This is a genomic window from Dactylosporangium sucinum (assembly GCF_014647515.1).
GTDB classification, from domain to species: domain Bacteria; phylum Actinomycetota; class Actinomycetes; order Mycobacteriales; family Micromonosporaceae; genus Dactylosporangium; species Dactylosporangium sucinum.
On record NZ_BMPI01000008.1, the window covers coordinates 156,201 to 169,637 of the forward strand.

Genomic DNA, 13,437 nt, shown 5'->3' on the forward strand with positions numbered 1-13,437 from the left:
TCAGCGCTCCTTCCGCAGCACCAGGCGCTGCACGGCGGTGAAGACCAGGATGATGACGAAGACGACGAAGGCGATCGCCGCCGCGCGGCCCATCGCACTGTTCTGGAAGCCCTCGCGGTACACCAGGTAGGCGGGCGTGAGCGTGGTCTTCTGCGGGCCGCCGGCCGTCATCGCGTACACCTGGTCGAAGACCTGCCACGTGCCGATGATGCCCAGCGTCAGCACCAGGAACAGGGTCGGCTTCAGCAGCGGGAGCGTGATGGCGAAGAAGCGCTGGCGGGGCGTGGCCCCGTCGATGGACGCCGCCTCCTCCAGCTCCTCCGGGACGTTCTGCAGGCCGGCCAGGAACATCAGCATGAACGTGCCCGTGGTGGTCCAGGTGGCCAGGATCATCACCGCGGAGAGGGCGACGCTCGGGCCGGACAGCCAGTCCCACCACGACAGGTCCATGAACTCGCCGCGCAGGGCGGCCGGCGGATGGTCCACGCCCACGGTCCGCAGCAGCAGGTGCAGCAGGCCGTCCGAGTCGTCCAGCCAGACGAGGTCCACCTTTCCCGGCAGTACCGCGGACAGCACGGTGTTCACCACGCCCGCCGGACTGAACAGGAACACGAAGATGAAGGCGACGGCGATCGAGCTCGTCACCGACGGGAAGTAGAACGCGGTGCGGAAGAACGTGCGGCCCTTCAACAGCCGGGCGTTGACGACGAGCGCGAGCAGGAACGCCAGGATCGTCTGGGCGGGGACGACGCCGAGCACGTAGTACAGGTTGTTGCGCAGGCTCTTGGCGAAGTCGCCGCGCACGACGCCGGGGTCGGTGAGCAGGTCGGCGTAGTTGCCGGCGCCGGCGTTGGTGGAGTCGGCGAGCGGGGTGAGGCCGCTCCAGTCGCGGAACGACACCCACAGCGCCAGCACGATCGGCGCGACCATGAACGCGCCCAGCCCGACGAGGGCGGGGGTGACGAACAGCCAGCCGGCGAGGCTCTGCCGGCCGTGGATGCGCGACTTTGGGCGGGGGCCGGTGGGTGCGGCCGGCGGGGCCTCAGCGGTGGCGGTCATTTTCGGGGGTACCTCCGGAAGGGGCCGCCGCCACGGGGGAGGCGGCGGCCCCGGTCAAACGGGTCAGCCGAGGATGTCGGTCCCGGCCTTCTGGGTGCTGGAGACGACCTCGTCCACCTGCTTGTTGCCCTTGGCGAGGCCCTGGATACCGTCGTTGAACGTGTCGATCGCGGTCGAGAAGCCGGGGACGAACACCGACTTCTTCGCGTAGTCACCGCCGGCGACGAACGCCTTGAGCTCCGGCTTGTCGGCCAGCCACTTGTCGGCCAGCGACTTGCGCGACGGCATCACCGGGAACTCCTTGGTGACCGCGAACTGCTCGTCGGGCGAGGTGAGCCACTTGACGAAGTCGGTCGCGGCGGCCTTGTTCTTCGACGCCTTGGCCACGCCGTAGCAGACCGAGAAGGACATCGTGCCCTTGCCCTTCGGGCCGGCCGGCAGCTCGGCGACCGCGTACTTCACGTTGGGGAAGTCGTTCTTCATCGCCCCGACGATCCAGTTGCCCTCGATGGTCATCGACGTCAGGCCCTTGCCGAACGCCTCGCCGCCCCATCCGGCGCCGACCGACGCCGGCGTGCCGAAGTTCCCGTTCTTGTGGTTGTCGGCCACGTACTGCAGGGCCGTCTTCATCTCGGGCGTGTCCATCGTCATCTTGGTGATGTCGTCGTTGGTCGGCCACGCGCCGGCCTGCGCCATGAACACACCCCAGCGGTAGAACTCGGGACCGAACACCAGCCCGGGGTGACCCGGCTTGGTCAGCGCCTTCGCGGCGGCGGCCAGCTCGTCCCAGGTCTTGGGCGGCTGGACGCCGGCGGCGGTGAAGTCGGCGGTGTTGTACACCAACTGCAGCGTGGAGAAGTCCTTCGGCGCGCAGTAGTACGTCCCCTTGTAGGTGAACGACTGCTTGAGCGTGTCGTAGAAGTCGCCCGGGTTCTCGACCTTGTCGCCGATCGGCTCGAGCGCGCCGTTCTTACCCAGGTCGGGCAGCTTGTTGTCGTTGACGTAGAACACGTCCGGCGGCTCGCCGCCGGCCAGCGCCGTCGTGAGCGCGGTGTCGTACTCCGGCAGCACCTTCAGCTCGACGGTGTTGCGGCCGAGCTTGTTGTAGTCCTCGACGGCCTTGCGCAGTACCGCATCCTCGGCCGGGGACGAGGAGAACGCGAACATCGTCAGTTTGGCGCCGGTGTCGGTGCCCTCGGTGCCGGAGCCGTCGTCGCCGCAGGCGGCGAGCCCGAGCAGCAGCAGCGCGGCGGCGAGGAGGCGGGGTGTGCGTTTCATGGTGTCGCTCCCAGGGGGTCGGGGTTCAATTGCGGTGCGCTGGACGCCCGGACGATCAGTTCGGGCGGCAGCAACTGGGCGGTGGGTTCGGTTCCACCGCCGAGAAGGGCGCGGATCATGGCGTGTCCGACCGCCTCGATGGGCTGGCGGACGCTCGACAGGTCGAGCGCGGCGGCGGTCGGGGTGTCGTCGAAGCCGACGACCGCGAGGCGCGCGCCGCGGCGCTGCACGACGCGCAGCACCCCCGCGGCGAGCGTGTCGGTGGCGGCGACGACGGCGGTGGGCGGGGTGGGGTGGTCCAGGAGGGCCTCGCCGAGCCACGCTCCGGTGGCGAGCGAGTCCTCGCCGCGCAGGTCGAGGTGGCGGGAGCCGGCGAGCAGGCCGTGCCGGTCGAGGCCGGTGCGCCAGCCCTCGGCCCGCCGGTCGCCGACCGCCGCGGCGCCCTCGGGGTAGCCGACGAACGCGATCCGCCGGTGACCGCCGGCCACCAGGTGGTCGACGGCGGCGGCGGTGCCCGCGGCGTTGTCGATGTCGACCCACGAGTGGGCCGAGTCGGCTCCCGTGCGGCCGAACGCGGCGAACGGGATGCGCAGCTGCCGCAGCCCGGGCGGGCGCGGGTCGGCGGTCGAGATGCCGTAGAGGATGACGCCGTCGATCGCGCCGGCCCGGTGCAGGGCCTGCACGTTGGCGACCTCGTCCTCGGGGTCGTTGGCGGTGAACAGCAGGAGGTGGTGGTCCGCGGCCCGGCCGGCCTCGGCCAGCGCGTGCAGGAACCGGTCGTGGATGCTGGAGAGGGACTGGGGGTGCATCGGTTCGATGCGGTAGCCGATCATGCGGGAGGTGGATGCGCGCAGCGACTGCGCGACCCGGTTGGGCCGGTAGCCGAGCTGGTCGATGGCCGCCTCGACCCGCTGCCGGGTCTCCGGGCGCACGCGCTCGGGCGCGTTGAGCACGTTGGACACGGTCTGCCGGGAGACCCCGGCGGCCCTCGCCACGTCCTCGACGGTCGGCGGGTGCACATTCCCTCCCAAATGCCGTAAGGTGCCGAGTTGAACGTTCAAAACCTTGCGATGGCATTAGCCGTTTTGAACGTTCAACATGGATGACCGGACAGTCTCACCCGCCCACCGGCTTGTCAAGAGGAACCGAAGATGGCACAGCCCTACCTGCATGAGCACGTGACGTGTGTCGCCGCCCCGGCCACCTGGCTGTCGGGGCCGTCCGGGCAGCTCACCGGCGGCGCCGACGGCCTGTACGTCAACGACCGCAGGGTGCTCTCCCGGCTGGTCGTGACGGTCGACGGGCGCTCACCCGTGCCGGTGACCGTGCGGCGGACGGGCGCCGCGTCGGCGGTGTTCGCGTCGGTGCTGCGGGAGCTCGGCGACGACGGCCCCGACCCGACGGTCACGCTGTCCCGGCGGCGCCTCGCCGAGCCGAACGGCGGCACCGAAACGATCACCCTGACCAACGACTCGCACCAGACGCTGAGCGTCGAGGTGGCGGTCGAGGCGTCGACCGACTACGCGAGCATGAGCGCGGTCAAGGACGGCGTGGCGGCCGCGGTGTCCGCGGACGGCATGTCGGTCGAGTACTCGGCCAGCCCGCCCGCGGAGGACTTCCGCTGGCAGGTCACCATCCCGCCGCGGGAGAGCTGGACCGTCGAGCTGCGCTTCACGCGCACCGACGGGCCGCCGGTCGCGCGTAGCAAGCGGTTCAGCACGCTGCGGGTCACCGCCGACGACCGGCGCCTCGACGCCCTCGTGCGGGCCGGCGTCCAGGATCTCGACGCGCTGCGCAGCGCCGACGGCGAGGACGTGTACTACACCGCGGGCAGCCCGTGGTACCTGACCCTCTTCGGCCGCGACTCGCTCTGGTCGGCCCGCCTCGGCCTGCCGGTCGGCCACGAGGTCGCGGCCGGCACGCTGCGGGCGCTCGCGAAGCGGCAGGGCGTCCGGCACGACCCGGACACCGACGAGGAGCCCGGCAAGATCCTGCACGAGGTGCGCCCGCCCGACGCCGCCTACTACCTGCCGCCGGTGTACTACGGCACCGTCGACGCGACCGCGCTGTTCGTCAGCACCCTCGCCGAAGCGTACCGCTGGGGCATGCCCCGCGCCGCCGTCGAGCCGCTGCTCGCGAACGTCGAGCGGGCGATGGAGTGGCTCGCCGGGCACGACGGCTTCATCGCCTACCAGTCGAGCGCCAAGGGGCTGACCAACCACGGCTGGAAGGACTCCGGCGACGGCGTGCAGCACGCCGACGGGCGGCTGGCGACCGGTCCGCTCGCGCTGAGCGAGGTCCAGGCCTACGCGCATCAGGCCGCGCTCGACGCCGCCTGGCTGCTGGAGTCGTTCGGCCGCGAAGGGTCCGGGCGCTGGCGCGGATGGGCGGCCGACCTCGCCGAGCGGTTCCGGGCCGCGTTCTGGTGCGAGGGCGGCTATCCGGCCATCGCGCTCGACGGCGCCGGGCAGCGGGTCGACAGCATCGCCTCGAACATGGGGCACCTGCTGGGCACCGGGCTGCTGACCGCGCCCGAGAGCGCCGCCGTCGCCGCGCGGCTGGCCGAGCTGCGCTCGCCGTTCGGGATCCGGACCGTCGCGCCGTCGTCGGCCGGGTACAACCCGATCTCGTACCATCTCGGCTCGGTCTGGCCGCACGACACCGCGATCGCGCTGCTCGGCCTCGTGCGGGACGGCCACGCGGGCGAGGCGTCGGCGGTCATCCGCGCCCTGCTCGACGCCGGCGAGCGCTTCGATTTCCGGCTGCCCGAGCTGTTCGGCGGCGACGACCTGCCGACCCCGTACCCGGCCTCGTGCCGCCCGCAGGCCTGGGCCGCGGCGGCGGGGCCGGCGATCCTCACGGCACTGCTGGGGCTGGACGCCGACGTGCCGGGCGGGCGGATCACGTTCGCCCCGCTGGCGCCGTCGCCGGTCGGGGCGTTCCGGGTGCGCGGCCTGAAGATCGGCGAGGGCGAGCTGGACGTCAGCGTGACCGCGGCCGGCACCCTGACGGTCCACAATGGACCCGTCGGCGTCGAGTTCCTGATGGCCGACGGGTCGCCGGCGGTCATCTCGGCGGCGTGAGGCGGTAGACGGTGCCGCTGCCGTCATCGCTGACGAAGAGGGAGCCGTCCGGGTCGACCGCGGCGTCGACCGGGCGGCCCCACCACTTGCCGTCCGGCTCGACGAACCCGGTCGCCAGGTCGGTCGCGGCGGTCGGGCTGCCGTTGCTGAAGGGGACGTACTGCACCTTGTAGCCGACCGGCTTCGTGCTGTTCCACGAGCCGTGCAGCGGCACGACCGCCCCGTCCTTGTAGAACGTCAGACCCAGCGGCGCGCTGTGCGCGGCGAAGCCGAAGGCGATCGGGTCGGCCTTGGCGCAGTCGGCGCGCCGGCCGTCGCGGTTGAGCTCGTAGTCGCGGTCGAAGCCGCCCTTGTCGTTCGGGTTGCAGAACGGCCAGCCGTAGAAGCCGCCGTCGCGCACCTTGATGAACGGCTCGACCGGGTAGTCGTCGACGAACTGGGCCATCTTCTTGCCCTTGTCGGACTTGCCGTCGCCGTCGACGTCGCGGTCGTCGGGCACCAGGGTGTTGTCGCGGTTGTTGACGACGGCCCACAGCTCGTCGGTGCCGGGCCGGAACGCGAGGCCCTCCGCGTTGCGGATGCCGGTGGCCAGCAGCTTGCGCTCGGCGTTGGTGCCCGCGGCGGCGTACGTGTAGATGGCCGCACGCCGCGGGTCGCTCTCCGTGTCGGCGACGCAGGCGTTGCAGGTGGAGGCGATCGAGAGGTACAGCCGGTCGCCGCGGACGGCGATGTTCTTCAGCTGGTGCGCATACGCGCCGCGCAGCTCGGGCGTGCTCCGGTCGGGCAGGCCGTCGACGACCACCTGGCCGGTCTGGACCTTGAGGTCGCCGTTCGCGTACGGGTAGCGCATCACCCGGTGCGACTCGGCGACGAACAGGTACATCTGGTTGCTCAGCTCGGCGAACACCATGTCGTGGGGCTGGCGCAGGCCGCTCGCGAACTCGGTGACCCTGCCGTCGCGGACGACGTGGATCCGGCCGGCCGACGGCTGCGACACGAGCAGGTCGCCGCTGGGCGTCCGGGCCAGGAAGCGGGCCTTGTCGATGCGGGCGTAGACGGCCACGGTCCAGCCGGCGGGGACGTCGAGGTACCGCGCCTTGTCGAACGGCGCGGTGTTCATGCCCGCCGGCACCTGCACCTGCGTCCTGGTCAACGGGCTCGTGCCCGCGGACGGCGCCGCCGAGCCCGGCTGGCCGGTCGCCCGGTTCTGATCGTCGTTGGTGCAGGCGGTGAGCGCGATCGTGCCGGCGAGGGCGGCGGCCCAGAGCTTGCGCATGCTGCTGACGCTACCCCGGGCCCCTAGACTTGCCCCCGTGTCGTCGACCGCGGACCTCGCCCGGGCCACGTGGGCGGCCCGCCGGGTCGCGCACGAGGCCCGGGTCGACGCCTGGATCGAGCCGCACCTGGCCCGCCGGCGTCGTGGCGAGAAGCATCCCGTCGAGGACTTCCTGTTCACCTACTACTCGTATCGGCCGGCCCAGCTGCGCCGCTGGTTTCCCGGCACCCCGGACCCCGCCGAGCTGTCGCGGCGGCGGCCCGCCGTGGAGTGGATCCGGGACCTGCTGGCCGCCACCGCCTCCCGCCCGCCGCACCTCGGCTGCTTCGGGCTGCACGAGTGGGCCATGGTCTACCGGCAGACCCAGGAGCAGGTGCGGCACAACGCCTGGCCGCTGCGGCTCGGCGCCGCCGGCACCGACGCCGTCGTCGCCGGTTCCCGCATCCGCTGCAGCCACTTCGACGCGTTCCGCTTCTACACCGAGCCCGCCCGGCCGCTGAACCTGCTGCAGCCGACCCGGGAGGCCCAGCACGCGCTGGAGCAGCCGGGCTGCCTGCACGCGAACATGGATCTCTACAAGCACGCGTACAAACTGGCCCCGCTCGTGCCGGCCGAGCTGATCGCCGACTGCTTCGAGCTGGCCCGCGACATCCGCACGCTCGACATGCGCGCCTCGCCGTACGATCTGGCCGCCCTCGGCTACGAGCCGGTGCGGATCGAGACGCCGGAGGGCCGGGTCCGCTACGTCGAGGCCCAGCGCGCCTTCGCCGAGCGCGCGGCGCCGCTGCGGGCCCGCCTGTTGGCGGAGTGCGAACGCTTGCTCGCCAGCCCTTGACACACCCGGTCGGCCTAGGATCTTGTCGACCCCTGAACCCTGCTGAACGGAGGCGGACGGGATGAGCGAGGTTCGGCGGCGGCTGCGGCCGCTGCTGGGGTTGTGGGACGTCGAGACGACCGTCGGCGGCGTGGTGACCAGCAAGGGCTGGACCAGCTTCGCGTGGGCCGACGACGGCGAGTTCCTCATCCAGCGCGCCGACGGAGGCCCACCCGGCGAGGACGTGCCGCAGGAGTGGCTGGACAACACCCCGTTCCCGACGGTGTCGATGATCGGCTACGACGACTCCACTGACCAGTTCACCCAGCTCTACTCGGACGCCCGCGGCGTCTTCCGCGTCTACAACATGACGCTGACCGAGCGGGAGTGGCGCATCTGGCGGTCGGCGGAGGGCTTCCACCAGCGCTTCGCCGGCACGATCAGCCCGAACGGCTACCGGATCGTCGCCCATTGGGAGAAGTCGAAGGACGGCCGCACCTGGCTGCGTGACTTCGACATGACCTACGAACGGCCCCGCTGAGCCGCGTCACAGCTTCTCTCACCGCCGTCACAGGACGGCGGCCCTACCTTCCCTGGAGATACCACCAAGGGGAAGGACCAGTCATGATCGAGGCTGTCGGCCTCACCAAACGGTATGGCGACCGGGTCGCCGTCGACCGGCTCTCGTTCACGGTGCGGCCGGGTCAGGTCACCGGGTTCCTCGGTCCGAACGGCGCGGGCAAGTCCACGACCATGCGCATGATCGTCGGCCTGGACACCCCGACCGCCGGCCGGGTCACGGTCAACGGCCGGCCGTTCGCGGCCCTGGACAACCCGATGCGGGAGCTCGGCGCGCTGCTCGACGCCAAGGCGATCCACGGCGGGCGCAGCGCGTACCACCACCTGCTCTGCCTCGCGCAGAGCAACAACCTGCCGAAGCGCCGGGTCGACGAGGTGCTGGAGAAGGTCGGGCTCACGCAGGTCGCGCGCAAGCGGTCCAAGGGCTTCTCGCTGGGCATGGGCCAGCGGCTCGGCATCGCGGCCGCCCTGCTCGGCGACCCGCGCATCCTGATGTTCGACGAGCCGGTCAACGGGCTCGACCCCGAGGGCATCCTGTGGATCCGCAACCTCATGAAGGCCCTCGCGGCCGAGGGCCGCACCGTGCTCGTCTCCAGCCACCTCATGTCGGAGATGGAGCACACCGCCGACCACCTGCTCGTCATCGGCCGGGGCCGGATGATCGCCGACTGCACGGTCCGGGAGTTCATCGAGCGCAACTCGGCGCTGGCCCTGCGGGTCCGCTCGTCGTCGCCGTCCGAACTGGCCGCCGTCGTGGCCCGCGCGGGCGGGAAGACGGCGCCGGCGTCGGACGGGGCGCTGCTCGTGACCGAGCTGCCCGCCGAGCGGATCGGGGACCTGGCGTTCGAGCACGGGATCCGGCTGTACGAGCTGTCGCCGCTGCAGGCCTCGCTGGAGCAGGCCTTCATGGAACTGACCCGCGACAGCGTCGAGTACCAGGCCGCACCACTGAGGGAGTCGTCATGAGCATGGTGTTGCCGCGGGCCGGCCTGGGCGGCATGGTCCGCTCGGAGTGGACCAAGCTGCGCACGGTCCGCTCGACCGTCTGGTCGCTGGTGGCGATGGCCGCCATCTCGTTGGGCCTGATGTCGGTCATCGCCTGGAGCGTCATGCGCCAGTGGGACACCGCCGACCCGGGCACGCAGGAGATCCTGCGGCAGTACCCGCTGGAGCTGGTGATCGCCCGCCCGGTGTACATCAGCCAGCTCGTGATCGCGGTGCTGGGCGTGCTGGTGATCTCGGCCGAGTACACCACCGGCATGATCCGCTCCACCCTGCAGTCCCAGCCCCGCCGCCTGACCGTCCTGGCCGCCAAGGTGGGCGTGTTCACCGCCCTGATGCTCGTGGTCGGCGAGCTTCTGGCCTTCGCCGCCTTCTTCCTGGGCCAGGCGATCCTCTCGCCCCACGTCGAGCTCTCGCTGGACGGTCCGGGCATCCTCCGCTCGGTGATCGGCGCCGGCCTCTTCATGGCGGTGCTGGGCCTGTTCTCGCTGGCGGTGGGCGCGATCATCCGCTACACGGCGGGCGCGATCACGGCCGTCCTGGGCCTGATCCTGATCGTGTCGAACCTGACAAGCCTGCTGCCGGGCTCGTGGGGCGCCCACGTGAACGCCTGGATGCCGACGAACGCCGGCCAGCTGATCTTCCAGCCGACGGTGGACCCGGGCGCACTGTTGACCCCGTGGCAGGGCCTGGCCGTCTTCGGAGGCTGGACTGTGCTGCTCCTGGGAGTGGCGGCCTACCTCTTCAAACACCGGGACGCCTGACACCTGCTCGCGATCGCGGACGTCGGGCGCCTGGGAACGGCACCCGGACGTCCGCGGTCACGTCGCGGCCGGCGGCGGGACTCGGCGGCGGGTCCGCGCCGGGGTCGAGCCGACCGAGCGCTCGTGGGTCAGGCTGCACGGGTCCGGCGGGTCAGGCTGCGCGGGTTGGGTGGGTCAGGCTGCGCGGGGTTGGGTGGGTCAGGCTGCGCGGGTCCGGCGGGGCAGGCTGCGCGGGTTGGGTGCAGCAGGCTGCGCGGGTTCGGTGGGGCAGGTTCCGCTCGGGACGGTGGACGCCGGCTCAAAGCCCGACGCCGAAGCGGCCCGGCCTCTCCGCCACGGTTGCCCGGCGCGGGCGGCACCCCCGGTGGCGCACAGTCCGCTCGCCGGGTCTGCTGGTCAGGTTCCGGCTTGGACCATGGGCACCGAGTCCGAGCCTGAACAGCAAACAGGCCGCGCGCTCGGGAACGAGCGGCGCGGCCTGAACCGTGGTAGCCCCGACCGGATTCGAACCGGCGCTACCGCCTTGAGAGGGCGGCGTCCTGGGCCGCTAGACGACGGGGCCCCAGCACTTCCTTGTGTTGCTGTCGTGCGGTGAACACTACAGCACCGCGATCTTGCTGCGGCGCTGGGGTACCAGGACTCGAACCTAGACTAACTGAACCAGAATCAGTTGGGCTGCCAATTACCCCATACCCCATTGGCGCCTTGCGGCGCCGGAAGAGAACTTTACCGGAGACCCCGTTCCCCGCCAAATCGGTTGTCGCGAAGCCGCCTAATCCAGGGTCAGGACGCGGTTGGTGAGGGTGCCGATGCCCTCGATCGAGACCTCCACCGTGTCGCCGGCGGCCAGGGGGCCGACGCCCGCCGGGGTGCCGGTGAGGATCACGTCGCCCGGGAGGAGGGTCATGACGTGTGACACATACGACACCAGGGTGGGGATGTCGAAGACCATGTCCTTGGTCCGGCCGAGCTGGCGGACCTCCTCGTTGACCTCGCAGCGGACCTCGACGTCGCCGACGTCGACGCCCGTGACGATCCAGGGGCCGATGGGGCAGAAGGAGTCGAAGCCCTTCGCGCGCGTGAACTGCACGTCCTTGCGCTGCAGGTCGCGGGCGGTGACGTCGTTGGCGCAGGTGTAGCCGAAGATGGCGGCCGCGGCGCCGGCCCGGTCGACCCGGCGCGCGCCCGTGACGCCGATCACGACGGCCAGCTCGGCCTCGTGCTCGACCTGCTGCGACTGCGTGGGCAGCCGGATCGCGTCGTTGGGGCCGATGATCGAGGTGGACGGCTTCAGGAAGAGCAGCGGCTCCTTCGGCACGTCGTTGCCGAGCTCGGCGGCGTGGTCGGCGTAGTTGCGCCCCACGCAGACGACCTTGCTGGGCAGGATCGGCGAGAGCAGCCGGACGTCGGCGACCGCCCAGCGCTGGCCGGTGAACCGGATCTCCCCGAACGGGTGGCCGTCGATCTCGGCGACGGTCAGCCCGGACAGCCCGGCCGCCGGCTCACCCTCGACGACCCCGAACGACATGCCACTGCTGTGGGCAAAACGAGCGATACGCACGGTCGGAACCCTACTCCCCGAACAGATGACGTCGCACGAACGCGTTGCGGAACTTGCCATCCGGGTCGAGCCGCGCGGCGAGGGCCCGGAAGTCGCCCACCCGCTCGTAATCCGGAGCCGTGTGGAACACCTTCCCCCAGTGCGGCCGCGCTCCGAACGGCGCCAGCTCGGCCTCCAGCGCCGCCACGGCCGGCCGCACCGCCTCGGTGTCGGGCACCCAGGTGAAGTGCAGCGCCACGCTGCCGCGCCGATAGTGCGGGCTGAGCCACAGGTCGTCGGCGGCGACCACGCGCACCTCGGAGATCTGCAGCACGGGCGTCACCAGGTGGCGGACCCGCTCGACGGCGGCGAACGCGGCGACGGCGTCCTCCCGGGCCACGAAGAACTCCGACTGCAGCTCCTCGCCGCTGCTCGGGGTGAACTCCAGCCGGAAGTGCGGCAGCCGCGTGTGCCACGGCCCGGGCACGTCGCCCTGCTCGGTGCAGCTGACCGGCGACACCCCCGAGATCGGGTGCCGCGGCCCGCCGGCCGGCCGCGCTCCGAACAGCTCGGCCGGCGCCGCCTCGCCGTCGTCGAGCCGCTTGAGCCAGACCTGGTTGACGGTGTCGCCGGACCAGTCGGTGAAGAGGCTCACGCTGTAGGCACTCGTGGCGAGCTCCGTCCAGTGCGCGTCCACCTCGGCCCGCGCCAGGTGCTCGTAGACCGTCTGGCGCACCTGGAACCGCGGGACGATGTCGAGCTCCACCCGGACCACCACGCCCAGCGCACCCAGGGCGACCACCGCACCCGCGAACTCCGGGTCGCCGCGGCGCAGCTCGACCAGCTCGCCGTCGGCGGTGACGAGCTGCATCCCGGCGACCGCGGTCGCCAGGTTGCCCAGGCCCGCGCCCGACCCGTGCGTGCCCGTCGCGACCGCCCCGGCGATCGAGATGTGCGGCAGCGACCCCAGGTTGTGCAGCGCATAGCCCTCGGCGTCGAGCCGGGCGGCCAGCTCGCCGTAACGCACGCCGCCCGCGACGCTCACCGTGCCCCGCTCGGCGTCGATGCGCACGCCGGCCGGCAGCCCGGCGACGCTGACGAGATCCGCGGGCGTGTCGGCGATCCGGTTGAACGAGTGGCCGGACCCGAGGACCCGCACCTGCTCGGCGCCGGAGACGACCTCCTGCACCTGCTCGACCGAGGTGGGTCGATGCACTCGTGCGGCCTCGAACGTGACGTTTCCGGCCCAGTTCTTCCAGTCCTCCGACATGCGGCCGAGTTTACGAGCCCGCGCCGGCAACCAGCACCGTTGCGCCGACGACCACGGCGCCCGCACCGGCCGCCGCGGCGTCCGACGTGGACGGTGCGGGCGGCGGCGGCGACGGGCCGGTGCACGTCGAGGGCCCGATCACGGTCATCGGTCCGGACGTGTACAGGCTCGACGCCGACAAGGACGGCGTCGCTTGTGAGTGACTAGCTGTCGAGGTACCGGAGCATCTGCTGGATCTCGGCGGTCCTCGACTGGTCGATGCGCTTGGCCAGGTCGAGGGCCCCGGGGTTGATCCCGGACCCGGTCTCCATCCGCGCGATCTCGACCGCGTTGTGCTGGTGCGCCACGAGCATCGTGAGGAACTTCCGCTCGAACTCGGGGCCGTCCAGCGCCCCGAGGGCCGCGATGTCGGCCGGGTCGGTGCCGTGCGCGCCGCCGTGGCCGGCGTGGGCCGACGGGTCGGCGGTCGGCGGCTGGCCCCAGCTCTCCAGCCAGACCTGCATGGTCTTGAGCTCGTCGGCCTCGGTCACGTCGATCGCCGCGGCAAGCGTGCGCACGTCCTCACGGACCGCCTTGGTGCGGGCCAGCCGCACCAGCTCCAGGCACTGGCCGTGGTGGGCCACCATCATCTGGCTGAACATCACGTCGGTGTCGTTGTAGTACTTCGACGCCGTGCCCCCGGGGGCGGGCTGCGCCGGGGCGGCGGCGCAGCCCGCCAGGAGGAAAGCGGTGAGCACGACGAGCAGGCGCTTCACGATGCCTCCTGGAGGAA

General features: G+C 71.7%; 13 protein-coding genes and 2 tRNA genes. 5 read left to right on the top strand and 10 right to left on the bottom strand.

What is annotated here, in order from left to right:
* The 3 genes from IEZ31_RS10490 to IEZ31_RS10500 all read right to left on the bottom strand — a co-directional run bounded on the left by IEZ31_RS10490 (position 1) and on the right by IEZ31_RS10500 (position 3,356).
* Entirely contained in the window at positions 1 to 1,059 is a 1,059-nt protein-coding gene (locus IEZ31_RS10490) for a carbohydrate ABC transporter permease (protein ID WP_190249584.1), read from the bottom strand.
* Between the two features lie 63 nt (positions 1,060 to 1,122).
* The gene (locus IEZ31_RS10495) at positions 1,123 to 2,337 is read right to left on the bottom strand and encodes a sugar ABC transporter substrate-binding protein (protein WP_190249585.1); all 1,215 of its coding nucleotides are present in this window, start codon (positions 2,335 to 2,337) and stop codon (positions 1,123 to 1,125) included.
* A complete protein-coding gene (locus tag IEZ31_RS10500; RefSeq protein ID WP_190249586.1) occupies positions 2,334 to 3,356 on the bottom strand; it encodes a LacI family DNA-binding transcriptional regulator in 1,023 nt (340 codons plus the stop codon). Before IEZ31_RS10500 ends, IEZ31_RS10495 begins: the two co-directional genes overlap by 4 nt.
* A gap of 132 nt (positions 3,357 to 3,488) precedes the next feature.
* Between IEZ31_RS10500 and IEZ31_RS10505 the strand changes: the two genes are divergently transcribed.
* Positions 3,489 to 5,420 carry a glycogen debranching N-terminal domain-containing protein gene (locus IEZ31_RS10505; RefSeq protein ID WP_190249587.1) on the top strand — a complete coding sequence of 644 codons (1,932 nt, stop codon included), beginning with the start codon at positions 3,489 to 3,491 and terminating at the stop codon, positions 5,418 to 5,420.
* Here the strand turns inward: IEZ31_RS10505 and IEZ31_RS10510 are convergent.
* Complete coding sequence (locus tag IEZ31_RS10510) at positions 5,404 to 6,696, bottom strand: PQQ-dependent sugar dehydrogenase (protein ID WP_190249588.1); 1,293 nt, start codon at positions 6,694 to 6,696, stop codon at positions 5,404 to 5,406. The genes IEZ31_RS10505 and IEZ31_RS10510 overlap by 17 nt on opposite strands.
* Between IEZ31_RS10510 and IEZ31_RS10515 the strand changes: the two genes are divergently transcribed.
* From IEZ31_RS10515 to IEZ31_RS10530, 4 genes are all read left to right on the top strand, one after another.
* Complete coding sequence (locus IEZ31_RS10515; RefSeq protein WP_373294559.1) at positions 6,695 to 7,531, top strand: 3-methyladenine DNA glycosylase; 837 nt, start codon at positions 6,695 to 6,697, stop codon at positions 7,529 to 7,531. The genes IEZ31_RS10510 and IEZ31_RS10515 overlap by 2 nt on opposite strands.
* 61 nt (positions 7,532 to 7,592) lie before the next feature.
* Positions 7,593 to 8,051 (top strand): hypothetical protein, encoded by a 459-nt coding sequence (locus IEZ31_RS10520; RefSeq protein ID WP_190249590.1) that lies wholly within the window; start codon positions 7,593 to 7,595, stop codon positions 8,049 to 8,051.
* 83 nt (positions 8,052 to 8,134) lie between these two features.
* Entirely contained in the window at positions 8,135 to 9,055 is a 921-nt protein-coding gene (locus IEZ31_RS10525; RefSeq protein ID WP_190249591.1) for an ABC transporter ATP-binding protein, read from the top strand.
* Positions 9,052 to 9,855 (top strand): ABC-2 transporter permease family protein, encoded by an 804-nt coding sequence (locus IEZ31_RS10530; protein ID WP_190249592.1) that lies wholly within the window; start codon positions 9,052 to 9,054, stop codon positions 9,853 to 9,855. Before IEZ31_RS10525 ends, IEZ31_RS10530 begins: the two co-directional genes overlap by 4 nt.
* A gap of 486 nt (positions 9,856 to 10,341) precedes the next feature.
* On the opposite strand, the gene IEZ31_RS10535 is transcribed toward IEZ31_RS10530, so the two are convergent.
* The 6 genes from IEZ31_RS10535 to IEZ31_RS10560 all read right to left on the bottom strand — a co-directional run bounded on the left by IEZ31_RS10535 (position 10,342) and on the right by IEZ31_RS10560 (position 13,420).
* Positions 10,342 to 10,417, bottom strand: a tRNA-Glu gene (locus IEZ31_RS10535).
* 63 nt (positions 10,418 to 10,480) lie between these two features.
* Positions 10,481 to 10,552, bottom strand: a tRNA-Gln gene (locus IEZ31_RS10540).
* Between the two features lie 75 nt (positions 10,553 to 10,627).
* Positions 10,628 to 11,416, bottom strand: coding sequence for a fumarylacetoacetate hydrolase family protein (locus tag IEZ31_RS10545; protein ID WP_190249593.1), 789 nt, complete (start codon positions 11,414 to 11,416; stop codon positions 10,628 to 10,630).
* Positions 11,417 to 11,426: 10 nt separating this feature from the next.
* The gene (locus IEZ31_RS10550) at positions 11,427 to 12,665 is read right to left on the bottom strand and encodes an FAD-binding protein (RefSeq protein WP_190249594.1); all 1,239 of its coding nucleotides are present in this window, start codon (positions 12,663 to 12,665) and stop codon (positions 11,427 to 11,429) included.
* Positions 12,666 to 12,675: 10 nt separating this feature from the next.
* Positions 12,676 to 12,813 carry a hypothetical protein gene (locus IEZ31_RS10555; protein ID WP_190249595.1) on the bottom strand — a complete coding sequence of 46 codons (138 nt, stop codon included), beginning with the start codon at positions 12,811 to 12,813 and terminating at the stop codon, positions 12,676 to 12,678.
* Between the two features lie 55 nt (positions 12,814 to 12,868).
* A complete protein-coding gene (locus IEZ31_RS10560) occupies positions 12,869 to 13,420 on the bottom strand; it encodes a DUF305 domain-containing protein (protein WP_190249596.1) in 552 nt (183 codons plus the stop codon).
* Positions 13,421 to 13,437: the final 17 nt, after the last annotated feature.

Excerpts from the sequence above, each read along its gene's own strand:
- IEZ31_RS10510 (WP_190249588.1), bottom strand. The coding sequence starts at position 6,696 with ATGCGCAAGCTCTGGGCCGCCGCCCTCGCCGGCACGATCGCGCTCACC.
- IEZ31_RS10550 (WP_190249594.1), bottom strand. The coding sequence starts at position 12,665 with ATGTCGGAGGACTGGAAGAACTGGGCCGGAAACGTCACGTTCGAGGCC.
- IEZ31_RS10525 (WP_190249591.1), top strand. The coding sequence starts at position 8,135 with ATGATCGAGGCTGTCGGCCTCACCAAACGGTATGGCGACCGGGTCGCC.
- IEZ31_RS10555 (WP_190249595.1), bottom strand. The coding sequence starts at position 12,813 with ATGACCGTGATCGGGCCCTCGACGTGCACCGGCCCGTCGCCGCCGCCG.
- IEZ31_RS10515 (WP_373294559.1), top strand. The coding sequence starts at position 6,695 with ATGCTGCTGACGCTACCCCGGGCCCCTAGACTTGCCCCCGTGTCGTCG.
- IEZ31_RS10520 (WP_190249590.1), top strand. The coding sequence starts at position 7,593 with ATGAGCGAGGTTCGGCGGCGGCTGCGGCCGCTGCTGGGGTTGTGGGAC.
- IEZ31_RS10490 (WP_190249584.1), bottom strand. The coding sequence starts at position 1,059 with ATGACCGCCACCGCTGAGGCCCCGCCGGCCGCACCCACCGGCCCCCGC.
- IEZ31_RS10505 (WP_190249587.1), top strand. The coding sequence starts at position 3,489 with ATGGCACAGCCCTACCTGCATGAGCACGTGACGTGTGTCGCCGCCCCG.
- IEZ31_RS10530 (WP_190249592.1), top strand. The coding sequence starts at position 9,052 with ATGAGCATGGTGTTGCCGCGGGCCGGCCTGGGCGGCATGGTCCGCTCG.
- IEZ31_RS10495 (WP_190249585.1), bottom strand. The coding sequence starts at position 2,337 with ATGAAACGCACACCCCGCCTCCTCGCCGCCGCGCTGCTGCTGCTCGGG.